19 protein-coding genes are annotated in these 22,128 nt (G+C 67.7%); 10 read left to right on the top strand and 9 right to left on the bottom strand.

What is annotated here, in order from left to right:
• Positions 1–129 precede the first annotated feature (129 nt).
• Both HPC46_RS16280 and HPC46_RS16275 read right to left on the bottom strand, forming a co-directional pair.
• Complete coding sequence (locus tag HPC46_RS16280) at positions 130–2,751, bottom strand: AAA family ATPase (protein ID WP_179471614.1); 2,622 nt, start codon at positions 2,749–2,751, stop codon at positions 130–132.
• A complete protein-coding gene (locus HPC46_RS16275; RefSeq protein ID WP_179471613.1) occupies positions 2,748–3,899 on the bottom strand; it encodes a metallophosphoesterase family protein in 1,152 nt (383 codons plus the stop codon). Before HPC46_RS16275 ends, HPC46_RS16280 begins: the two co-directional genes overlap by 4 nt.
• A gap of 146 nt (positions 3,900–4,045) precedes the next feature.
• On the opposite strand from HPC46_RS16275, the gene HPC46_RS16270 reads away from it, so the two are divergent.
• A complete protein-coding gene (locus HPC46_RS16270; protein WP_179471673.1) occupies positions 4,046–4,522 on the top strand; it encodes a SixA phosphatase family protein in 477 nt (158 codons plus the stop codon).
• A gap of 68 nt (positions 4,523–4,590) precedes the next feature.
• Here the strand turns inward: HPC46_RS16270 and HPC46_RS16265 are convergent, their stop codons facing one another.
• A complete protein-coding gene (locus HPC46_RS16265) occupies positions 4,591–5,139 on the bottom strand; it encodes a DUF3558 domain-containing protein (RefSeq protein WP_179471611.1) in 549 nt (182 codons plus the stop codon).
• Positions 5,136–5,696: a DUF3558 domain-containing protein gene (locus tag HPC46_RS16260; RefSeq protein ID WP_179471609.1), complete on the bottom strand. Its 561-nt coding sequence runs from the start codon at positions 5,694–5,696 to the stop codon at positions 5,136–5,138. Before HPC46_RS16260 ends, HPC46_RS16265 begins: the two co-directional genes overlap by 4 nt.
• Before the next feature lie 165 nt (positions 5,697–5,861).
• On the opposite strand from HPC46_RS16260, the gene HPC46_RS16255 reads away from it, so the two are divergent.
• The 3 genes from HPC46_RS16255 to HPC46_RS16245 all read left to right on the top strand — a co-directional run bounded on the left by HPC46_RS16255 (position 5,862) and on the right by HPC46_RS16245 (position 10,804).
• A complete protein-coding gene (locus tag HPC46_RS16255) occupies positions 5,862–7,616 on the top strand; it encodes an ABC transporter ATP-binding protein (protein WP_179471607.1) in 1,755 nt (584 codons plus the stop codon).
• Positions 7,617–7,627: 11 nt separating this feature from the next.
• Complete coding sequence (locus HPC46_RS16250; protein ID WP_179471671.1) at positions 7,628–9,520, top strand: ABC transporter ATP-binding protein; 1,893 nt, start codon at positions 7,628–7,630, stop codon at positions 9,518–9,520.
• A 111-nt stretch (positions 9,521–9,631) separates the two neighbouring features.
• Positions 9,632–10,804: a hypothetical protein gene (locus HPC46_RS16245; RefSeq protein ID WP_179471605.1), complete on the top strand. Its 1,173-nt coding sequence runs from the start codon at positions 9,632–9,634 to the stop codon at positions 10,802–10,804.
• 138 nt (positions 10,805–10,942) lie between these two features.
• On the opposite strand, the gene HPC46_RS16240 is transcribed toward HPC46_RS16245, so the two are convergent.
• Positions 10,943–11,512 (bottom strand): ATP-binding transcription factor AbmR, encoded by a 570-nt coding sequence (locus HPC46_RS16240; protein WP_179471603.1) that lies wholly within the window; start codon positions 11,510–11,512, stop codon positions 10,943–10,945.
• Positions 11,513–11,604: 92 nt separating this feature from the next.
• Here HPC46_RS16240 and HPC46_RS16235 point away from each other — a divergent pair, with 92 nt between their 5' ends.
• Entirely contained in the window at positions 11,605–11,817 is a 213-nt protein-coding gene (locus tag HPC46_RS16235; protein ID WP_179471601.1) for a hypothetical protein, read from the top strand.
• Between the two features lie 12 nt (positions 11,818–11,829).
• Here HPC46_RS16235 and HPC46_RS16230 read toward each other — a convergent pair whose 3' ends face one another.
• A complete protein-coding gene (locus HPC46_RS16230) occupies positions 11,830–12,954 on the bottom strand; it encodes an adenylate/guanylate cyclase domain-containing protein (protein WP_179471599.1) in 1,125 nt (374 codons plus the stop codon).
• A gap of 26 nt (positions 12,955–12,980) precedes the next feature.
• Between HPC46_RS16230 and HPC46_RS16225 the strand changes: the two genes are divergently transcribed.
• Together HPC46_RS16225 and HPC46_RS16220 are read left to right on the top strand one after the other, a co-directional pair.
• Positions 12,981–13,481, top strand: coding sequence for a DNA-deoxyinosine glycosylase (locus tag HPC46_RS16225; protein WP_179471597.1), 501 nt, complete (start codon positions 12,981–12,983; stop codon positions 13,479–13,481).
• Positions 13,482–13,518: 37 nt separating this feature from the next.
• Positions 13,519–16,680, top strand: a complete 3,162-nt coding sequence (locus HPC46_RS16220; protein ID WP_179471595.1) for an ATP-binding protein — start codon at positions 13,519–13,521, stop codon at positions 16,678–16,680.
• On the opposite strand, the gene HPC46_RS16215 is transcribed toward HPC46_RS16220, so the two are convergent.
• Complete coding sequence (locus HPC46_RS16215) at positions 16,677–18,068, bottom strand: amidase (protein ID WP_179471593.1); 1,392 nt, start codon at positions 18,066–18,068, stop codon at positions 16,677–16,679. The two genes, HPC46_RS16220 and HPC46_RS16215, sit on opposite strands and share 4 nt — an antisense overlap.
• Before the next feature lie 36 nt (positions 18,069–18,104).
• Between HPC46_RS16215 and HPC46_RS16210 the strand changes: the two genes are divergently transcribed.
• On the top strand, positions 18,105–18,536 hold the full coding sequence (locus HPC46_RS16210) for an HIT family protein (RefSeq protein ID WP_179471591.1): 432 nt from the start codon (positions 18,105–18,107) through the stop codon (positions 18,534–18,536).
• A 9-nt stretch (positions 18,537–18,545) separates the two neighbouring features.
• A complete protein-coding gene (locus HPC46_RS16205; protein WP_179471589.1) occupies positions 18,546–18,983 on the top strand; it encodes a nitroreductase family deazaflavin-dependent oxidoreductase in 438 nt (145 codons plus the stop codon).
• Positions 18,984–18,998: 15 nt separating this feature from the next.
• Here the strand turns inward: HPC46_RS16205 and HPC46_RS16200 are convergent, their stop codons facing one another.
• Both HPC46_RS16200 and HPC46_RS16195 read right to left on the bottom strand, forming a co-directional pair.
• Positions 18,999–20,030, bottom strand: a complete 1,032-nt coding sequence (locus tag HPC46_RS16200) for an LLM class flavin-dependent oxidoreductase (RefSeq protein ID WP_179471587.1) — start codon at positions 20,028–20,030, stop codon at positions 18,999–19,001.
• Between the two features lie 7 nt (positions 20,031–20,037).
• Complete coding sequence (locus HPC46_RS16195; protein ID WP_179471585.1) at positions 20,038–20,859, bottom strand: uracil-DNA glycosylase; 822 nt, start codon at positions 20,857–20,859, stop codon at positions 20,038–20,040.
• 22 nt (positions 20,860–20,881) lie between these two features.
• Here HPC46_RS16195 and HPC46_RS16190 point away from each other — a divergent pair, with 22 nt between their 5' ends.
• The gene (locus tag HPC46_RS16190; protein ID WP_179471583.1) at positions 20,882–22,123 is read left to right on the top strand and encodes a multidrug efflux MFS transporter Tap; all 1,242 of its coding nucleotides are present in this window, start codon (positions 20,882–20,884) and stop codon (positions 22,121–22,123) included.
• Positions 22,124–22,128 lie beyond the last annotated feature (5 nt).

Raw genomic sequence — 22,128 nt, 5'->3', positions numbered from 1 at the left:
GGCCGAGGACGATCGCGAGTTGCTCACCTCAACCATCTACGCCTTCGTGTCCGAATCGGAACAATCTCAGCACGCTGGGCTCCACGAGGACTGGCTGCCGCGCACAGCCCTCTTCTAGTCTGCCCCGACTCAGGCGGTCAACTCGATGAGGTGAGCGTCCTGCACACCTAGGTAGCGGGTCGGTGTGCAGGTGAGCACGATGACCTGACCGTGATCGCCCACCGTGTCGAACACGGCGCCCATCTTGGTGAGCCGTTCGGGGTCGGTGAAGCCCAGCGCGTCGTCGATGACCACCGGCACGCTGTCCTCCGAGGCGACCAGCGCCGCGCCGGCCAGCCGCGCCAGAATGCCGAGCTGCTCCTTGGCCCCGCCCGACAGCGAGTCATAGGGGACGGTGCGACCGTCCAACGTGCGATTACAGATTCGCAGATCGCTGTCGATCTCGACTTCGAAGGTGGGCCCGAACACCGGACGGCCCAGCCGCTCGATCTCAGTGCGGAACGGTGCGACGTACCGCTTGCGGGTGTTGTCCCGGTGCCGGGCCATGACCGACCGCAACAGCTCGGCCGCCCTGGCGCGGCGGGACACCCGCGAGTGTTCGGCGAAGGCATGCTCGCGTGCGATCTGGGCGGCGTCGAGCCTGCCCTTGCGTCCTTCGTTGCCCATCACGCCCAGCTCGACGGTGATGTCGTTGAGTGCCTGCCCGACAGCAGAGTGCTCGCGGTCCAGGTCGGCAGCAGCGATAGTGGCGGAGGCCAATTCCCCCTGCACCGCAACGGGATCCGCGGCGGCATACCGCTGCTCGAGTTCGGCGACTGCGGTGGCGGCCTGACGGTGCGCCTCGGCATCGGCAACCGCTTGTTCGGCCACCTGCTCATCGGAGCTGCCGGCCCGCAGGGCCGTGAGCCGTTCGGTCGCCGCGTCGAGCTCAGCGGTGGCGTCGGTCACCTTCGAACGCAGAACCGTTGCCGCCGTGCCCTTCTCCGTCAACTGCGCACTGGCAGCGGTCAGCGTCCGCTGGTGCAGATCGGCGCGGGCGCGGGCATCCTCGCGGGCCGAGATGGCGCCGACGAACGCCTCCCGCGCGGCCGCGGCGTCAGCGCCCGCGGCGAGCAGCTCCGGCGAGATCGCCTCGTGCAGCTGCGCCAGCCGGGCGCACATCTGCGCAACCCCCTCGCCTTCACACAGCCCGGCCAAGGTCGCCGCCAGCTGATCACGGTTGCCGGTCAATTCCCGCCGACGCCGCTCGATCGCCCGCGCCTCCTCGATGTCGACAGCACCGCCCTGCCGAAGAGACTCGCCCAGAAGTCGCTGTGCCGCATCGAGTTTCTCTTGGACACCGGCCGTGGTGGCCCCCGGGTCTATCCGCACACTCAGCAACCCGGGCAGCTCGACGGTACTGGACGCCGAGGTGGCGGGGACCCAGCGCTCCCCCGAGGACAACCGGATGGTCTGCCCGCCCACGGTCAGCTCGAGATCGGTGGCCGCGGTGAACTCCACCGTGGTGGCGGTCAGCGCAAGCTGCGCCTCGATCCGTTCGACCAGGGCCGCGGCGGACTCGATGTCAGCCATCACCTCTGTCGTCAGGGTGATGTCGGAAATGCTGGTGTTCAGTGTCACCAACTGCGCGTCGAGCGCCTCGACGCGCTCCAGTCGCGCGGCTAGACGCTTGGCCTCCTCGCCGCCGGCCAGCGCATCCACGACGCGGCGGGCCTCGTCGGCAGCGGCTTCGGCAGCGACGACGGCGGCCGCCGCCTCCGCCGCTGCCGCACCAGCCATTTCGGCGACCTCCCGCGCGGTGGTTTCGGCCTCGACCGCGATCGCCAGCTGCCCCTGCAACTCGCAGACCGCCACGGCGCGTGCGGCCACCTCGTCGCGCAATCGCACACGCTCGGCCTGCGCGGCGCCGGACGCGGCGCAGGTTGCCTGCGCCGCGGTCGCGACGAGCTCGGCCTGCTTCAGTTGGTCGGCAAGCTCGGCCAGCGCGCCGGCCGCCGCCTGTGCGGCGGCCAAGCGCGCGGCGACGCCGTGGCGGCGATCGGCCAGCCCGGCCCGCTGCTCGACCAGATCGGCATGCCTGCGCACCCGTTCGTCGACTTCGGCGACCGCGGCCGCACACCGGGCCACCTCCTCGTCGGCGGCGCGCAGCGCCGCGATCGCCGCCGCCCATTCCCCCGTCGGCCGTCCCGTCCCGGTGAAGTATCTGCCGTACTCGGCGTCGATCCGTTCGATCAGAAGCGGTTCGGTGCCCGACAACGCCGCCTCGTCACCGGCGGCCAGGTCCAGGGCGCGCGACAACGCGTCGCATTCGGACAGGTCCACCGCCGCCATCGAGCCGGACTGCAAGACCCGCTGCGCGTGCCACAGCCCGGTGTCGACCGTTTCACCGAGCATGGCCAACACCCGCTCGTGAGCCTCGTCCCCGGTCAGTTGCTCGCGGCGCGGCGCGGTGATGGTCAGCTCGGTCTCACACTTCTTGTGGAACCGCTTGCGATACACGAAACGGTATGGGCCCGTGCTGATCTCGGCAGTGACCTCGGAGCCAACATCGGCGTGCGTGGGCTTGACCTGCTTGACTTCCTTCTTCGTCGAGCGGTCCTTGGACTCGAGCAACAGATCGAGCGCCTCGATCATCGACGTCTTGCCGACTTCGTTGGCCCCGCACACGACGACCACCCCGTGATCGGGAAACTCGATGTCGCGGTGCGCGATTCCGCGATAGTTGGTCAGTGTCAGCCGGTGCAGTCTCACGCCGCACTCCCCCCGGCCAGCCGCAGCAACAGCCCCAGTGCGCCCTGCGCGTCCGCAGCGGAATCACCGTCACCGGAGCGGGCGGTGCTGACGAGTTCGTCGATGGCGGACGCGGCGAAGCCACCGATTCCGAGATCGTCGAATTCACCGTCGGCGGGCATCACCGCGATGTTGGTGTGCCGGTCCCAGGTTCCCAGCCAGGCGAACAGCCGGGCGTACTTGTCCAGGCAGGCATCCAGCGCGGCGCGGTCGGTGACGGTGAGCGAACCGGTGAGCCCAAGCCGCACGACCGTGCGCTCCTTGTCCGTCAGCAGGTCGAGGTTCAGGTCGAGATCGGCGATGTCGCGGCTGTCGTCGACCTGGCGGTGCAGCGTGACGAACCGCCACCGCCCGATGTGGCGGGCCTCGACAGTCACCGGATGGGCCGGGTCGGCTTCATCGACATCGACCACCAGGACGTGCCCCGGATCGGCCTCGACGTCGTCGAAGTTGGTCACTTCGGGTGAACCCGAATACCACACCCGTCCGCTGTCACCGACACAGGTGCGAGAGTGCTTGTCGCCCAGAGCGACATAGTGGACCGCGCCGCGGTCGAGCGCCTCGGACAGCGCGGCCATCCGGATCAGCGACGCCTTGCCGGGATCCGGGTCGAGCACGTCGACCCCGCCGTGCGCGACCAGGACGCGGGTGGTGCCGTCGGCGGGAAGATCGCGCAGCACCGCGGCCGCCAAGTCGGTGGTCGGCGCCTTCGTCCGCCAGGGGGCGACGACGAGTTGCACACCCGGGCGCACATCCCACACTCCGTCGCGGTCCAGGACGATCACGTTGTCAGGGCACTCGGCGTTGAACAGCGCGCTGGTGTACACCGACGACGCGTCCAGGGGGTCATGGTTGCCGGGCAGCAGATACACCGGAACACCGATGGCGCGCATGGCTTCCAGTGACTGGCTGATGACTTTCGGGGCAAGCTGGTTGTGCTCGAAGACATCGCCGGCCACTACGAGGAACTCCGCCGCGGCCTCCTCGGCAAGCGCACCGAGGCCGGCCACCGCGTCACGCCGGGCGGCCGAGTAGCGCGGCTGCGCTTCACCTTCGAGGAAGTGCCGCGTCATGCCGAGCTGCCAGTCGGCGGTGTGCACGAAGCGCATGTCTTCTTCGGCCCTTCCCTGTCTCGTCGGCGAGTGTTGTGCGGAGTGTATGGCTCTGCGCCGACAAGTCCGCGGACCTCGACCGGCATGTACCGCGGCACGTTTAGCCTGTCACCGTGACCACGCCCCCACGCACCCTGATCCTGATGCGCCACGCCAAGTCGGATTACCCCAACGGAGTGGCCGACCACGACCGGCCACTGGCGGCTCGCGGCATCCGGGAAGCCGGCCTGGCAGGCGACTGGCTGCGGGCCAACATGCCGGCGATCGACCTGGTGCTGTGCTCCTCGGCGACCAGAACCCGCCAAACCCTGGATCGCACCGAGATCAGTGCGCCGGTGACCTACTCCGAGCGGCTCTACGGCGCCACCCCCGGGTCGATGATCGACGAGATCAACCAGGTCTCCGACGACGTCGCCACCCTGATGGTGGTCGGCCACGAACCCACGATGAGCCAGGTGGCGCTCGGGTTGGCCGACCCGGACCGCTCAGACGGCGCGGCCGCCGAACGGATCTCGATGAAGTACCCGACGTCGGCCATCGCGGTGTTGTCGGTGCCGAGCGGCTGGCCCGGCCTGCAACTCAGCAGCGCCGCGCTGAGGGCATTTCACATACCGCGCTAATTCATCGATCCAGAACGCAGTGCCAAACTCCGGGGAGAATTGTCGCTCCCAGTTCTGGATCGACGGACTCAGGAGTTGGTGGCCAGCGTCAGCTCCATCAGCTTGATGGCCTGACCGCACGCGTCGATACCCGGCGCCTGCGGGTTGACCCACCACCCGACGACGCCGCCGGCGTCACTGGCCACTCCGCATGCACCGTTCGGATCGCTGGTCCGCATCACGATCGACGGCACACCGGCGATCGAGCGGTTCTCGATTTGGTAGTTGAGGAACTGGGCGACCGACCGCTCGTTGTCGAGGCTGCCCTGCTCGTACCAGAACCGGGTGATGTCAACCAGCCCCGCGGGGTTGGCCGCCTGCCAGCGGCAGACCGCGCCCACAAACGTGCTCTGGATGTCCAGCGGATCGGCCCCGACCGTCTTGGCCAGGATGTCGGTCGTGAGGACGTCGCACTCCTTGAGCAGGTTCGGGTACTGCTGAGCGGAGTTGTCGTTGCGCGGGGTGACGCCCGAGCCGGACTTGGCCGCAGTGCCGGCGACCGTCTTCGCACAGCCACTGACCAGCACCAGGGCGGAAAGCACGGCGACGGCGACGGCCAGGACGCGACGCGGGCTCATTTGGCGTTCACGATCGATTGGCGGGTCAGCTCTTTGGCCACGTCGCAGGCCGGCGGGAACGGCTTCTCGGCGAAGCTGACCGACCATTCGATGAAGTCGTCGTTGAACTGGATCCCGACCTCGCACAGGTTGTCTCCCAGGGTCGGATCAGTGCCGATCGCGATGAACCCGCTGTGGCCCTCGATGTTGATGTCCTCGACGCTGGTGCGCGACAGTTCCTCGGTCTTGCGTTCACGTCCGATTGGGCTACCCCGGTACCAGGTGAAGGAGAAGTGCGGCCCGAGGATGCCGCCGCCGGCCAGCCACTGGCAGCCGATGGAGTTCTTCGCCGTGGTCACCAAACCGGTGACGCGGGTCTGCTCGGCCATCGTCTGGTCGCTGATGCCGCCGCACTCGGGGAACATCGGGCCGTGTTTGGCATTGCCGGCCTGCGGCTGGCTAGGGCCCTGGGTGCCGGTGGTCTGGCCGGGGCCACTGCCCGAGTCCGAGCACGCGCCGAGAGCGGCGATCATGGCTACGGCCCCAGCAGCCACCGCGAGTTTGCGCGTCGCTGTCATGCGCACCTGCTGCGAGTCACAGCATGCACTGTAGCGGCCACCCCTTACCTCAACCACCGACATGCCGCTTGACCTGCCGATTTGCTGAGATTTCCGGCGGCGGGAGGTGACGCGGTGCAACAACTACACGCCAGAAGTTGATGCGGCGTATGCGACAGTAGCGAAATGCTCCTGGCGCTGCTGAGACAGTATGTCCGGCCGTACCGGTGGCTGGTCGCCGCGGTCATGGCGCTGCAGACCGTCAGCACGCTGGCCTCCCTGTATCTACCGACAGTCAACGCCGCGATCATCGATGACGGCGTAGCCAAGGGGGACACCGGACTGATCGCCGAACTCGGCCTGGTGATGCTGGCGGTGACCGGACTACAGGTGGTGTGCGCGATCGGCGCGGTCTACTTCGGCTCGCGCACCGGTATGGGTTTCGGTCGCGACCTACGATCGGCGATGTTCCACCACGTCACCACCTTCTCTGAGCAGGAGACCGCGCGGTTCGGGGCGCCGTCGCTGCTGACCCGCACCACCAACGACGTCCAGCAGATCCAGGTGCTGACTCAGATGACGACGACGGTCCTGGTGACCGCGCCGATCATGTGCATCGGCGGCATCTTCATGGCGATTCACCAGGACGCCGGGCTGTCCTGGCTGTTGCTCGTGAGTGTTCCGGTGCTGGCGCTGTCGAACTATTGGATCGTCACCCGGATGCTGCCGATCTTCCGCAGCATGCAACGTCTCATCGACGGCATCAATCGCGTGATGCGCGAACAGCTCTCCGGCATCCGGGTGATCCGGGCGTTCGCCCGCGAATCGTTCGAACGAGACCGGTTCGCCGTCGCCAACGTGGCGGTGTCGAACACCGCATTGGCCGCCGGCCGCTGGCAGGCGCTGATGCTGCCGGTCACCACCTTGACCATCAACATCTCCAGCGTCGCCCTGATCTGGTTCGGCGGGCTGCGCATCGACAGCGGACACATGCAGGTCGGCTCGCTGATCGCGTTCCTGTCCTATTTCATGCAGATCCTGATGGCCGTGATGATGGCCACGCTGATCGTGGTGATGTTGCCGCGTGCCTCGGTGTGCGCCGAACGCATCACCGAGGTGCTCGGCACCCAGCCCGCAATCAGCAACCCAGCCGCCCCACGGCGCCCGCACGGCGGTATCCGGGGCGCGGTCGCCCTCGAGAACGCGACGTTCTGCTACCCGGGCGCGGAACGCCCTGTCCTGGAGGGCGTTTCGCTGACCGCACGGCCGGGGACGACGACGGCGATCGTCGGCAGCACCGGCTCCGGGAAGTCGACGCTGATATCTCTGATCTGCCGGCTCTACGACGTCACCGGCGGAGCGGTCCGCGTCGACGGCGTCGATGTCCGCGACTACGACACCGAGACCCTCTGGTCGACGCTGGGTCTGGTGCCGCAACGGGGTTATCTGTTCTCCGGCACGGTCGCCGAGAACCTAGCGCTCGGTGCACGGCCAGGGCAGCCAGTCACCGAGGACGACATGTGGTCGGCGTTGCGAGTAGCGGCGGCCGACGATTTTGTACGCGCCCATCCCGACGGCCTCGACATGCGAGTTGCCCAGGGCGGCATCAACTTCTCCGGCGGTCAGCGTCAGCGGCTGGCGATCGCGCGGGCAGTCATCCGCCGCCCGGCAATCTATCTGTTCGACGATGCATTCTCGGCCCTTGACGTGCACACCGACGCCCGGGTCCGCACGACCCTTCGCGAGGCGTCCGCCGGCGCCACGGTGATCATTGTCTCCCAGCGCATTTCGACCGTCGCCCACGCGGACAACATCATCGTGATCGACGGCGGCCGGGTGGTCGGCGCAGGCACCCACGATGTACTGCTGGCCGAGTGCGAGACATATGCGGAGTTCGCCGATTCGCAGTCCGTCGGCTCATCCGTCGGAGGCGCACAGTGACCGGGCCGGGGATGCGAGGCGGCGGGCTGCGCACGATGACGCAGGATCCGCGCCAAGCCCGCTCGCGGGACTTCACCGGGTCGGCGCTGCGGCTGGTTCGCCGGCTGACCCCGCAGCGGTGGCCGACCGCCGCGGTGATCGCGTTGTCGATCGGCGGCATCGCACTCGGCGTCATCGGCCCCCGCATCCTCGGACACGCCACCGATCTGTTGTTCAACGGTGTCATCGGCAGGCAACTGCCGGCCGGCATCACCAAGGAGCAGGCCGTCGCCGCGGCCCGGGCGCGCGGCGACAACACGTTCGCCGACCTGCTGTCCGGCACCGACGTGGTTCCCGGTCGCGGTGTCGACTTCACCGCGGTGGCCCACACCCTGTTGCTTGCCCTGGGGCTGTATATCGTTGCTGCACTGTTGGTCTGGGCGCAGGCCCGGCTGCTCAACGTGATCGTGCAGCGCACGATCACCGCACTGCGCGCCGACGTCGAGAACAAGATCCACCGGCTGCCGTTGTCCTACTTCGACTCGCGGCAACGCGGCGAGTTGCTGAGCCGGGTCACCAACGACGTGGACAACATCCAGTCGTCGGTGTCGATGACGATCAGCCAGCTCCTGACCTCGGTGCTGACCGTGGTCGCGGTCCTGGCGATGATGCTGAGCATCTCACCCCTGCTGGCGTTGATCACCGTCGTCACAGTTCCGTTGTCGCTGTGGGTGACCCGGGCGATCGCGCGCCGTTCGCAGCGGATGTTCATCGCCCAGTGGACCAACACCGGCCGGCTCAACGCGCACATCGAGGAGACCTACAGCGGCTTCACCGTCGTCAGGACGTACGGGCACCGGGCCGTCGCCCAGGAGAAGTTCCGCGACTTCAACTCCGACGTCTACCACGCGAGTTTCGGCGCGCAGTTCTTCTCCGGCCTGGTGTCACCGGCGACGACGTTCATCGGGAACCTCAGCTATGTCGCGGTCGCCGTGGTCGGCGGTTATCAGGTCGCGACCGGACAGATCACGCTGGGCAGCATCCAGGCCTTCATCCAATACGTCCGCCAGTTCAACCAGCCGCTGACCCAGGTTGCGGGCATGTACAACACACTGCAGTCGGGCGTCGCCAGCGCCGAGCGGGTGTTCGACTTTCTCGACGAACCCGAGGAATCACCCGATACGCCAATCGCGTTGCCGGGCAACGCCCGTGGACGCGTCGAGTTCCAGAATGTGTCGTTTTGCTACCTGCCCGGGACCCCGGTGATCGAGGATCTGTCACTGGTCGCCGAACCGGGCAGCACGGTGGCCATCGTCGGGCCGACCGGCGCGGGCAAGACCACCCTGGTCAACCTGCTGATGCGGTTCTACGACGTCGATGCCGGGCGGATTCTGCTCGACGGTACCGACATCGCCGGCATCAGCCGGGAATCGTTGCGCTCGCGGATCGGCATGGTCTTGCAGGACACCTGGCTCTTCGGCGGCACCATCGCGGAGAACATCGCCTACGGCAAGCCCGGCGCGACCCCGGACGAGGTGATCGAAGCCGCGCGGGCGGCCTACGTCGATCGGTTCGTGCACACGCTGCCGGGCGGCTACGAGACCCGGGTCAGCGATGACGGCGGGAACATCAGCGCCGGCGAAAAGCAGTTGATCACCATCGCCCGGGCGTTCTTGGCGCGTCCGCAACTGCTCATCCTCGACGAGGCCACCAGCTCGGTGGACACCCGCACCGAACTGCTGATCCAGCACGCGATGACCGAATTGCGCCGGGAGCGGACCAGTTTCATCATCGCGCACCGGCTGTCGACCATCCGCGACGCCGACAAGATCCTCGTCATGGATGCCGGACGGATCGTCGAGGCGGGCACCCATGCCGAACTGCTGGCCCGCCGCGGCTCCTATTACTCGATGACCAAGGCTTAGCCGTCGTAACGGGATTTTTCGTAAACCGGCAATTTCAGCAAACTTGTTATACGCTGTCGTTCCGCTATCGCAATCTCGCGAACAGCGCCAATGACGCGAAAGGCGTTCCGTATGGCAATTACGCATGCCTTCCTTGCTGGGCTGGCCACAAGTGTGCTGGCGGCAGGCATGGTCACCGCAAATACCGACGCGGCACTCGAATCCAGCACACCCACTCAGGCGAGGGTCGATCTGACCGCGACCACCATCCCCATCATCGATTTCACCGGGAAACTCGGCCCCCTGACCATCTCGCGCAAGCTCACTGCCGGATTCGACATTCCGCCCAACCTGCTGGCAGGTCTCGACGGCGAGGCGCTGACATCGTGGGACGCTGCTGTCGGCCCCACCGGCGAAGTGAAGAACACCGTCATTCTGCCCATCACCCTGGCGACCACCGCTCCGAAGGTGGACCTGGGATTCGAGCCCGATTGGAAGAGCTCGGTCGTGTTATCGCCGATCGGGGCGACCGGTCCGACCATCGATCTGGCACCCGAACTCAAGTCGACGATGCACCTCATCCAATATCGGGGTGGCGTGGACGGATACGGCTTCGGCGTCAAAGGCACGATCCTGGAGCCTGGCCTGCAGGGTGGCGCCACGGTGCCCGAGACCATGATCGGCGGCAGCGCGATCCTCGGCGCCTACGAGGCCCAGTTGTCGGTGCTTCCCTCCGGTGGCCTGAAGGCCACCCTCAGCTTCTCCCCCTACGCGGGCGGTGGTGGTGCCTCGATCAAGTTGGGGGCGACCAAGATTGGAACGACGCTGCCCAGCGGGCAGTTCAAGGTCGACGGCAAGCTGTGCCTGGGTTCGGCCGCAGCGTCGTGTGGCGGAGTGATCGCCGAGGCCTCGGTGTCGGCCATGCTCGGCGGCACGCTGCTCGCCGTCAACGGGACCGATGTCGTCAGCTACGACTTCCCCGATTCACTCAAGGTCGAACTCAAGGCCGACTCCCTTGCGCTGACCGGCAATATCGGCGGCACCGTGAAGGTCGATCAAGTCACGGTGGGCAAGGTCATTCCGGTCAACGTCACAATCCCGATCCCGCCGGCACCGTCGGTCCCTTCGGTCAGTTCACTGCGGAAGCCGCAAACCGCGGCAGCCCACGACTCGGTGACGCCGGCAACCGCCCCGCCGAAAGCGGCGTCGCGAAAGTCGGCTAGCAGCACCCGAACCGAGTCGGCCACCGGCGCCAGTCCCACTCCCGAGCGCGGCGCGAAGTCCAACCGCCCGGCCCGGGACTGAACGGAAGTCGGCGCGGGGCCACCCCTAGTCCCGCGCCGACTTCTGCAGACCGCGACTCGTCCACTCACCTGAATTGAGCTGCACCCGTTGCCGGTCCGGGAACAAGCCGGCGGCGCAGCTGCCACAGCAATTCGGGCTTCAGAGCCCGGGCCCCTCGGCACGCAGATCGTCCACCTCGGCCATCGCCGAGCGCAGTTTGGCCAGCCACTCCTCGGCATGTTCACCGACGAGGCGCACGCTCCAGGCCAACGCGTCAGACCGGGACCGGGCTACCCCTGCATCGACCAGAGTGTCGAGCACTTGGCGCTCGGGTTGCTTGAGCCGGGTCATCACCGGAACGGCAATGTGGGTGAACAGAATTCGCTCGGGCGCTTCTGCCGTCCCCAGCTCAACCCCCCAGGACACCTTGCGGCCGTACTTGTCCTGAGCCTCCTCCGCGATCCGGATGCGCTCGCTACGAGTCTCCTCGCGGAACCGTGACGCCCGACCGGAAGCCCGCGCTTCGCTGTCCGGCGTGTCGGCCGGCTCGGGGAGTCGGCCGATGACGGTGATCTCCTCGCGGTCGACGATCACCGTGGGGTCTCCCACGAACCATCCGTCCGGAAGTCGTCCGGCGAACCACTCGCCGGCATCGGTGGCGTCGGGCTGGTCGGCCTGCTGCCAGCCGCCGGGGCGGCCGGGCCGACGATGCATGTGCTGATGTTTCATGGATTACATGATTACACCGTTACATCACGATCACCAGGCATTCTCTCAGAGCGAACGGGCACGGAACCGTTGCGGACACGGATAATGGCGGCATGACAGGCAAAGAGCTCGACCCTGATCGCGCCAGGGCCGCGCGTGACGTGGCGCGTATGCACCCCACCATGGTCGCGCTGGTGCTGGGGGTTCCGACGGCCGCAGCTGCCGCCCTGGTGTGGTGGCTAGTCGGGCCGGGAACGGCGGTGCTGATGGTGCTGGCGGCAGTGCTGTTCGGTGGCTGGACGATGCTGCGCAAGCGCAAGCACTGAAACTGCTTCCGCTCAGCGCTTTTCGGCGCGACGAGCGCGGAAGAGCTTGACTTCGTCCTGGATTCCTTTGAGACGGCGCGCCTTGGCGAACGACCAATCGAAAGCGGGGTCGTCGCCGATCTCCTCGCGGGCCGCCTGCGCAACCAGCACTGCTCCCGGCCGGGCGGCCGATGTGACTCGGCTGGCCAGGTTGACCGAGCTGCCGAACCAGTCGCCCACCCGGCTCACCGCAGGCCCGAAAGCCACGCCCACCCGCAACTGTGGCAGCGCCTGATCGGCCTCGGTCGCCTCCACCAGCGTCAACATCGCATCGAGCAGCGCCGCCGCGTTCGTGGACACCAGCATCACCGCGTCGCCGATGGTCTTGACGAAGCGAACCGGGGGCACGGCCACATCACGGGCCGCGTCGGCGAGGCGGTTGGCGAGTTGTTCGAGTTCCTCGGGCGGCACCGTCTCGCCCAGCCGGGTGAACCCGACCAGGTCGGCGAAGGCGACCGCCACCAGGCGAGCCCCGGGCAGCGGGGCGCCTGCGGCCCGTTCGTTTGCGTTGACCGCCTCGGTTTCCATCGCGTGCCGCAGCTGGAGCATCAGCATGTCCTGGATCATCGGCCCCAGCAGCGGGGCCGCTGTACTCACCAACGCCTGCACGCCCTTGGCCATCTCGAGCTCTGTGGTGCCGGTGTCCTGCATCGTCGCTGCAACCCCGGTGTACCGGATCGCCTCGGCGGCGTGCGAAAGCCCTTCTGCCAGTACTCGAACCACCGTCAGTACCTGATCGGGATCCAGGCCCAGTTCCAGAAATCGCTTGAAGTGGTCGACAACCTCGGCGTCTGGTCGCAGGTACACCTGCGCGTCGGGGTCCTCGACCGACGCGAGCCCGCTGGCCCTCAGTAATCGCGTGAGCTGGTCGATCTCCAGGCCGGTCCGCTCGCTGATCTGCCGTACCGACAGCCGGGTGCCGTCGTCACCGAGGGTATGGCGGCCCGGAAGTAGCATCGGTGCGAACGATCCCCGAATCTCTTCGACCGAGATGCCCTGCTCCAGCAGCCAGGGAATCAATTCGGCCCGCTGGGCGCGGGCATCACCGGTTAACCCGTCGAGCAGTCCGGCGGCGTCCGGGTCGACGGTGTCGGTCACCGACCCAACGTATACCGTCTTCTGTGATGTCACGATCCCCGCTCCTGGAGGGGCTGCCGCCGATCGGCTCCCCTGATGCGAAGCTGGTGATCCTCGGCAATATGCCCAGCGTGCTGTCGCTGGCGTCCGGACAGTACTACGGCAACCCACGAAACGCGTTCTGGCGCATCATGGGTGAGCTGTTCGATTGCGCACCTGATGCCCCATATGAGCAGCGGATCGCGATGCTCGACCGTCATGGCATCGCCGTCTGGGATGTGCTCAAGCAATGCCGGCGGGTCGGCAGCCTGGATTCCGCGATCGCGCCGGACAGCATGGTGGCCAACGACTTCGTCAGCTTCTTCGCCGCGCACCCGAACGCCGGGCGGGTGTATTTCAACGGCGCCGCCGCCGAACGCAACTTCACCAGGCTGGTCACCATCACGGTGTGCGACGCCGTGCGCTTGCCGTCGACCAGCCCCGCACAGACCATGAGTTACCCCGACAAACTTTCGGCCTGGCGCGCCGCACTATCCGGCTCGCGATAAGCCTTCGGCGCAGGCCAGCGCCGCATATTCTCGTCGGGTGGCGGTCGAAAGCACGCCGTGCCGAGTGTGCGGCGCCCAACCGCGTCAGGGCGCGCGGTTCTGCGACTCCTGCGGGGCACCGCTCACCGACATCGAGACACCGGCGGAGTACAAACAGGTCACCGTGCTGTTCGCCGACGTGGTCCGCTCGATGGACATCGCCGCCGCGCTGGGGACGGAACGATTGCGCGAAATCATGACCGGGCTGGTCAACCGGGCCACCGCAGTGGTCACCCGCTACGGCGGCACAGTCGACAAGTTCACCGGGGACGGCATCATGGCGATCTTCGGCGCACCGGTCGCCCTCGAAGACCACGCGTTTCGCGCCTGCCTGGCGGCGCTGGACCTCCAGAAGGAAGCCGAGCAGCTGGCCGTCGAGATCGAGCACCACGACGGACTGCCGTTCCGGCTGCGAGTCGGCCTGAACTCCGGTCAGGTGATCACCGGCGACATCACCTCCAGCCCAACGAGTTACACCGCGGTCGGCGAACAGGTGGGACTGGCTCAGCGGATGGAGTCGGTCGCCCCGCCCGGCGGGGTGATGCTCAGCGAGTCCACCGCCAACCTGGTCGAGGAGACTGTCGAACTGGGTGATCCGGAGCGGGTTCACGTCAAGGGCGCACAAGCGCCGGTGCCGGCTCGGCGCCTGCTGGGAGCGTCGGGCCCGCTGCGCCGGAGGCGGACGGCGGAGACCGCGCTGGTCGGCCGTACCTGGGAATTGGCCAGCATCGCAGGCATGCTCGACGACGCCATCGACGGGACAAGCTGCGTTGTGGGACTGGTCGGTCCGGCCGGGATCGGCAAGAGCCGCATGGTCCGAGAGATCACCAGCCGCGCCACCGAGCGCAACCTCGACGTGTTCAGCGCCATCTGCGAGTCGCACACCAGCGACCTTCCGTTTCACGCTGTCGCAGCGCTACTGACCGCCGTTCTGGACATCTCGGCCCTGGACAACGCAACCGCCAGGGCGAAGATCCGCAGCCGCACCCCTGACGCCAATCCCGATGACTTGCTGCTTCTGGACGATCTGTTGAGGATCGCCGAACCCGGCATCGAGGCGCCGGCCATCGAGGCCGACGCGCGGCGACGCAGACTGACCGGCCTCCTCGATGCCGCGCTCATGTCTCGGCAGGAGCCGACGGTGTTCGTCATCGAGGACGCACACTGGATCGACGAACCGAGCGAGGCTCTGCTGACCAGCTTTGTCGAACTGGCGCCGCAGACACCGTCGGTCGTTCTCATCACCTATCGACCCGAGTACCGCGGTGCACTGGCGAATGTGCAAGGCGCTCAGACAATCACGCTGCGACCGCTGAGCAGCACGCAGACCGCGGCCCTGACCAGCGAACTACTCGGTCAGCACAATTCCGTGGCGAACCTGGTCGAGCACATCGCCGCACGGGCCGCAGGTAATCCGTTCTTTGCCGAGGAGATCGTCCGCGATCTTGCTGAACGCGGTGTGCTGGAGGGGGTTCGGGCCGGATACAGCTGCAGCGCTGACATCGCCGACATCCGGGTGCCTGCCACGTTGCAGGCCGCGATCGCCGCGCGTATCGACCGCCTCGAAACGGCGGCCAAACGAACGCTGTCGGCCGCGTCGGTGATCGGCATGCGCTTCAATGCGGAACTGCTCGACGGCTTGGGCGTCACTCCATCGATCAGTGAGCTCATCGACGCGGAACTCGTGACGCGCGTGCAGTTCACGGCGCACCACGACTTCGCGTTCAAACACCCGCTCATTCGCACCGTCGCCTACGAGTCGCAGCTCAAGTCCGACCGCATCGAGCTGCATCGGCGGCTGGCCGCAGCAATCGAGGAACGGAGCTGCGGCGACAACAAGGCCGCCGAGATCGCCGAGCACCTCGAAGCGGCAGGCGACCTGCGCACGGCATTCGACTGGCACATGCGGGCCGGCCAGTGGCTGACCAACCGCGACATCGCTGCCGCCCGGGCCAGCTGGCAACGCGCCAAACAGGTCGCTGATCTGCTGCCCGCGGACTCCTCCGATAGCCTCGCGCTGCGGATTGCACCGCGAACCCTGTTGTGCGCCAGTGCATATCGGGGCGGCGGCAGGATCGACGACACCGGCTTCGACGAGCTGCGCGAGCTGTGCGAACGTGCCGGTGACCGCAGATCGCTGGCGATCGCGATGGCGGGCCTGCCGGTCACGATGACCATGCTGAATCGCGTCCATGAGGCCTCGGCGCTGGCCACCGAACAGGAGAAGCTCGTCGAGTCGATCGGCGACCCCCGGCTCACGGTGGGCCTGTTGCACGGCGTGATCTCGACCCGGGTGCATGCCGGCCAAGCGGTGGCGGCAGCGCGGACGGCACAGCGCGTGATCGACCAAGCTGCAGGCGATTCCACCATGGGCGAACTGCTCATCGGGTCCCCGCTGGCACAGGCGACAATGCTTCGCGGGTTCGCCCGCTGCATGCTGGGCCGCCCAGGATGGCGCGACGACTTCAAAGACGCGGTCACACTGGCGACTGATTCAGACCCCGTCACGCGGGTGATCGTCGTCTCGTATGCCTCCGGAATGCTGTTCCTCAACGGCGTCTTCGTCGCCGACGATGAATTCTTCGCAGCCGTGCGGGATGCGTACACCACCGCGGAACGATCAGGCGACGACTTCACCCTCGGCATGGCCGGGTTCGCCTACGGCGTGGCGGCGATGGCTCGTGGCGATACAGACGCCGCGGCCGGTGCCGAAGTCCTTGAGGGGGTTTTCGAAACAGGCGTCCAACAGGAAAACGCGCTTGGGCAGATTCCGCCCGCGATCGCGCTGGCAACGCACCGCGCGCGGTTCGGAAATGTCGACGGCGCGATCAGGATGGCCAGAACTGTCGCCGACGACACCTTCAGCGGTGGCGAGATGATCCTGCGTGGCCCGGCCACCGCCGCTCTGGTTGAAGCACTCCTGCGACGTGGAACCGCCGACGACGTGTGCGAGGCCCGTACGGCAATCGAGCGGCTGGCGGCGGTGCCCACGGATCCCGGTTTCGTCCTGTTCGATCCGCCGCTGCTACGGCTGCGCGCACTGCTCGCACGGGCCGACGGCGACTACACCGGCTATCGCAACTACCGCGACCGATATCGCACGATGGCGAATACTCTTGATTTCCAAGGACATATCGCCGTTGCCGCGACCATGGACTAGGACACCGGCGGCCGCCGGTGCGCCCATGGGCGGGCGGTTTCGATCTGGTGACTCAAGGACAACAGCGTCGCCTCATCGGAGGGCCGGCCGACCAGCTGCACCGACAACGGCACGCCATCGTGGTCGAGGCCCCATGGCACGACGGCGGCGGGTTGACCGGTGGCGTTGAAGATACCTTGGAACGGCACCCGAGACGCCACCCGCGCCAGCGTCGACACCCCACCGCGGTGCTGGTATTGGCCAATCCTGGAGGGGCCCAGCGCAGTTCCGGGCGTGATCACCACGTCGACATCGTCGAAGATCGATTGCACCCGCGCGGCCAGCGCAGGTTCGGCGGCCCGCACCCGAGCGATCTGGCGCTCAGAGATCAGCCGGCCAAGGCGGGCAATGCCTTTAGTCCTGGGCTCGAGGCGTTCACGGTGTGGCAGCGCTGCGACATCCTCGTAGCAGCCCCGCCACATCCGCGGCAGCAGATGGCCGTAGACCGCCCAGACCGGGTAGTCGGGATCGCGCCAGACCACGTCGTGGCCGAGGTCGCGCAACAGCGTCTCCGCTTCGTCGAGTGCCCTCTGCTGCGCCGTTCCGACGCGGGCGGTGACCGTTGGCGGGATCTTGGTGCTCAACGCAATTCGTAGCCTCCCGGGCTCGCGGGCGGCTGCCGCCACGAATCCGCCCGACGGGCCGGGTTGCGTCGTCGTCGCGTCGAGGAACAACGCGGCGTCCTCGACGGTGCGGGCCATCGGGCCGTTGGCGGACAGCCCGCACCAGGCATCGTCGTGCGGGGCCATCGGCACCCGGTCGCGCTGTGGCTTCAGGCCGAAGAGCCCGCACCAGGTCGACGGGATCCGAATCGATCCGGCGCCATCGGAACCCAGGGCCATCGGCGCCAGACCCGCGGCCACCGCCGCCCCACTGCCGCCGCTGCTGCCGCCGGGTGCCCGGGCGAGGTCCCATGGGTTGTGCGTGGCGCCGAATGCGACGGTCTCGGTGAAGGGCCACAGCATCATCTCCGGAACCGCGGTCTTGCCCAGGATCACCGCGCCGGCCGCACGCAAGCGGCGCACCACCTCGGCGTCGGCCGTCGGCGGCAAACCGTAGGCGCTGCTGCCGTAGCAGGTGAACTCGTCGGCGACGTCGACGTCGTCTTTGATCGCGATCGGCACCCCCAGCAGGGGCTTGCGTTCGCCGGCGTCGAGCAGCTCCTGTGCTGCCACGGCTTCGCGGCGCGCGCTGTCGGTGAAGACCACACGATAGGAGCGCAGCTCTCGGTCGACCCGGGCGATCCGGTCGAGATAGAGCTCCAAGAGCCCCGGGGCGGTGATCGTGCCGTTGACGAGCATGCGGGCCTGCTCGGCGGCGCCGGCAAACGCAATGTCGGTGGAGTCCATCTGCGGCAGCGTAGCGCCGACCGCTACGGTGGCGAGATGGCATGCGTGTTCTGCGAGATCGTCGCCGGTACGGCGCCGGCCATCCGCGTCTACGAGGACGACGACTACCTGGGCATCCTCGATATCCGACCGTTCACGATCGGGCACACGCTGGTCATTCCCAAGCGGCACAGCGTCGACCTCACCGATACCCCCGCGCAGACGCTGGCCGGGATGCTGGCCGTCGGGCAGCGAATCGCCCAAGCCACCCGCGCCTCTGCGCTCGGCGCGACCGGAAACAACATCGCCATCAACGACGGCAAGTCGGCCTTCCAGACGGTGTTCCACATCCACCTGCACGTGATGCCGCGCCGCGACGGCGACAAGATCTCGTTGGCCAAGGGGATGCTGCTGCGCCGCGATCCCGACCGCGAGAACACCGGGCGAATTCTGCGCGACGCCCTGGCAGCACTGGATAAAACCGGATGAGAGTGGGCCATGACGTCATTGGGCAATAAAGGACTGTTGGCGTTCGTCAAAGTGCATGACTGGATTTACCGGCGCACCAACGGATGGATCGGGCACCGGATGCCCGGCGTGCCGCCGTCGCTGATGCTGCACACCGTCGGCGCGAAAACCGGTCAGCCACGGTCGATTCTGCTTGCGTACTACCGCGACGGAAGCGACTACCTGGTGGTTGCGTCCAATGGCGGCGCCGACCGCAACCCGGCCTGGTATCACAATATCCGGGCGCAGCCCCGTGTCGAGATCAACTTGGGCAGAAGGCGTTTGGCGGTCACCGCGCATGTCCTGTTGCCCGACGACCCCGACTACGCGCGGTTGTGGCAACTCTGCGATTCGGCGAACGGCGGCCGGTACAGCGACTACCAGCAAGGGACCACGCGGCCGATTCCGGTCGTGCGCCTGACACCCTGAGCCGAAAACCCTTCCCTAGAACAGCTCTTTGGCCAGCAGCTCCAACGTGACCTCACGCGCCGGCGCCGTTGCAGGGTCGGTGCCGCGATACGCCGAGGCGACGGGATTGACCATCACCTCATCGACGTCGAATTCGTCGGCCACCGCCCGAACCTGCTCGGCCGCCTCGGACGGCGAACCCACCACCGCCTTGGCGCGGCCCGCCGCGATGACGGCCTCGGCCTGCGGGTGCATCGTCAGCGCGGCGGCATCCTCGACGAGGTCGAGCGGGCCCAGGGGTTGGCCGGTGCGCAGCCTGGCCATCATCTGCAGGTTCGGTAGCAACAGCGCCTCGGCTTCGGCCCGCGTGGGTGCGACCACCGCGTTGACCGTCATGAACGTCACCGGCTCGGCAGCCACGTCACTGGGCCGGAACTCCGACCGGTAGGTCGCAAGTGCCTCGACGGTGCCCTGCCCGGCGAAGTGATGGGCGAACACGTACGGCAGCCCCTTGGCGGCGGCCAGGTGCGCCGAATACATCGACGAACCCAGCAGCCACAGCCGCGGCTCGTCGACGGCCGCGGGAGTGGCCTTGAGGATGTAGTCCTGGTTGCGGATCGGGATGCGCACCCCGTGCGCGCTCATCAACGCCGCGACGTCGTCGAGGTACTGCGGGAAATTCTCGACATCGGAGTCGTCCCGGGTGCCACGCAGCATGATCGACGTCACCGGATCCGAGCCGGGCGCCCGGCCGATGCCCAGGTCGATGCGGCCCGGGGCGGCGGCCTCCAGCAGGGCGAACTGCTCGGCGACGGCCAGCGGCGCGTGGTTGGGCAGCATCACCCCGCCCGACCCCAGCCGCAGCTGCGTGGTCTGGGCGGCCAGGTACGCGATCAGAACCGGTGGGCTGGTGGCCGCGACCGCAGGCATGTTGTGATGCTCGGCCAGCCAATACCGGGTGAATCCCAGCCGGTCGGCGGTCTGCGCCAGCAGCACGGTGGCCGCCAGCGCGTCGCCGGTGGTCTGGTCAGTGCGCACCGGGACAAGGTCGAGAACAGAAAGACGCATGGCAGTCTCAACGATATGCCCGCGCGTGTGCTTCCCTGAAGACGTCGTCGAGCATGGCCGGGGTGAGCCGGCCGGTGAACATGTTCTGCTGGCTGGGGTGATAGCAGCCGAGCAGCACCCGGCCCGACGGCAGTTCGACGAGCGCCCCGTGGCCGAACTTCGGCTTGGCCACCCCGGGCAGGTCGTCGGCGAGCAGCCTCAGCGCGGCCTGCCAGCCGAATCCGCCCAAGGTGACGATCACCCGCACCGACGGGGCGATCATCTGCCACTCGGCGGTCAGCCACGGCTCGCACGTCGCCCGCTCGTCGGGGGCCGGCTTGTTGGCGGGCGGGGCGCACCGCACCGCCGCAACCACTCGAATGTCGTTGGTAGTCAAGCCATCCGCGGCGTCGACACTGGTCGGCTGGTTCACCAGCCCGGCGCGGTGCAATGCGGCGAACAGCTGATCACCCGAGCGGTCGCCGGTGAACACCCGGCCCGTCCGGTTGCCACCGTGCGCGGCGGGCGCCAGCCCCAGGACCAGAATCTTCGGCCGCTGTGAGCCCCACCCGGCGATCGGGCGGCCCCAGTACGGCTCGCCTGCGAATGATCGCCGCTTGGCGATCGCCACGTCCTCACGCCAGGCGACCAGCCGTGGACAGGCCCGGCACACGCTGACCAGCGCATCGAGGGCAGTCAGATCCCCAGCTGTCGCGGCCAACGTGGCCACCGCTGCGGCGTCGGCGGCCATCGGGGTCTCGGGCACCGCGGGATCACCCGGCCAGCCTGCCCCCGGCGGAACCGGCGATTCGAAGACGACGCCGGTGCGCGGATGCGGAAGGACGGTCACCAGTCCAAATTAAGCTCTGCCGGTGACCACCACGCGCGTACCCGCGCTGCTGATCTTGTCCTCGACATTCCTGGCCGCAGGCGCCAACGGGATCTCGATGGTCGCGTTCCCGTGGCTGGTCCTGCAGCGCACCGGCAACGCGGTGGATGCCGCGATCGTCGCGGGTGCGGCGACCCTGCCACTGCTGTTCGCCACGCTCATCGCCGGTGCCGCCGTCGACTTCATCGGCCGGCGCCGGGTGGCCATGCTCTCCGATGCCCTGTCGGCCATCGCGGTCGCGGCGATCCCGCTACTGGCCATCGCGTTCGGCACCGACGTGCTGAACACGCTGGTGCTGGCGGGCCTGGCGGCCCTGGGTGCGTTCTTCGATCCGGCCGGCATGACCGCGCGGCAGTCGATGCTGCCCGAGGCGGCCGGCAAGGCGGGCTGGACCCGTGATCACACCAACAGCGTCTACGAGGCGGTGTTCAACCTGGCCTACATCACCGGGCCCGGCATCGGAGGTCTGCTGATCGCGACGCTCGGCGGGGTCAACACCATGTGGGTCACCGCGGCCCTGTTCGGGCTCGCGATCCTGGCGATGGGGGTCCTGCGACTCGAGGGCACCGGCCGGCCCGCCCGTGAAAAGCTCCCGGAGAGTGTGGTTTCCGGTGTCGTCGAGGGGCTGAAGTTCGTCTGGCACAACCGGGTACTTCGCACACTGGGACTCATCGACCTCGCCGTCACGGGTCTCTACCTGCCGATGGAAAGCGTGCTGTTCCCCAAGTACTTCACCGACCGCAACGAGCCGGCCCAGCTCGGCTGGGTGTTGATGGCACTCTCGGTCGGCGGGCTGATCGGAGCGCTGAGCTGGACGGTGCTGTCGAAGTACTCCAGCAAGCGCAGGACGGTACTGACGGCGGTGCTGACGTTCGGCATCGCCGTGGCCGTGATCGCGTTCCTGCCGCCGCTGCCGGTGATCCTGTCGTTCGCCGCGGTGGTCGGCCTGGTCTACGGACCGATCGGCCCGATCTACAACACGATCATGCAGACTCGCACGCCTGAGGAACTGCGCGGCCGGGTGGTCGGGGTGATGACATCGATGACGTATGCCGCGGGGCCGATCGGGTTCATGCTGGCCGGGCCACTGGTCGACACCTTCGGCTTGAAGGTGACGTTCCTGGTGCTGGCGGTGCCGATCCTGGTGATCGGACTGCTGTGTCCGTGGCTGCCCGCGCTGCGCGAACTCGACGACGAACCAGAGCCCCACAAGACCCCCGCCTAAGATGG

This window comes from Mycolicibacterium vinylchloridicum (assembly GCF_013404075.1).
In the GTDB taxonomy this organism is placed as follows: Bacteria; Actinomycetota; Actinomycetes; order Mycobacteriales; family Mycobacteriaceae; genus Mycobacterium; species Mycobacterium vinylchloridicum.
This window is presented reverse-complemented; position numbering and strand designations above follow the sequence as displayed.

Coding starts and splice junctions, on each gene's coding strand:
- HPC46_RS16250 (WP_179471671.1), top strand. CDS start 7,628: ATGCGAGGCGGCGGGCTGCGCACGATGACGCAGGATCCGCGCCAAGCC.
- HPC46_RS16260 (WP_179471609.1), bottom strand. CDS start 5,696: ATGACAGCGACGCGCAAACTCGCGGTGGCTGCTGGGGCCGTAGCCATG.
- HPC46_RS16270 (WP_179471673.1), top strand. CDS start 4,046: ATGCGCCACGCCAAGTCGGATTACCCCAACGGAGTGGCCGACCACGAC.
- HPC46_RS16215 (WP_179471593.1), bottom strand. CDS start 18,068: ATGGACTCCACCGACATTGCGTTTGCCGGCGCCGCCGAGCAGGCCCGC.
- HPC46_RS16255 (WP_179471607.1), top strand. CDS start 5,862: ATGCTCCTGGCGCTGCTGAGACAGTATGTCCGGCCGTACCGGTGGCTG.
- HPC46_RS16275 (WP_179471613.1), bottom strand. CDS start 3,899: ATGCGCTTCGTGCACACCGCCGACTGGCAGCTCGGCATGACGCGGCAC.
- HPC46_RS16200 (WP_179471587.1), bottom strand. CDS start 20,030: ATGCGTCTTTCTGTTCTCGACCTTGTCCCGGTGCGCACTGACCAGACC.
- HPC46_RS16235 (WP_179471601.1), top strand. CDS start 11,605: ATGACAGGCAAAGAGCTCGACCCTGATCGCGCCAGGGCCGCGCGTGAC.
- HPC46_RS16205 (WP_179471589.1), top strand. CDS start 18,546: ATGACGTCATTGGGCAATAAAGGACTGTTGGCGTTCGTCAAAGTGCAT.
- HPC46_RS16210 (WP_179471591.1), top strand. CDS start 18,105: ATGGCATGCGTGTTCTGCGAGATCGTCGCCGGTACGGCGCCGGCCATC.
- HPC46_RS16245 (WP_179471605.1), top strand. CDS start 9,632: ATGGCAATTACGCATGCCTTCCTTGCTGGGCTGGCCACAAGTGTGCTG.
- HPC46_RS16240 (WP_179471603.1), bottom strand. CDS start 11,512: ATGAAACATCAGCACATGCATCGTCGGCCCGGCCGCCCCGGCGGCTGG.
- HPC46_RS16225 (WP_179471597.1), top strand. CDS start 12,981: ATGTCACGATCCCCGCTCCTGGAGGGGCTGCCGCCGATCGGCTCCCCT.
- HPC46_RS16265 (WP_179471611.1), bottom strand. CDS start 5,139: ATGAGCCCGCGTCGCGTCCTGGCCGTCGCCGTCGCCGTGCTTTCCGCC.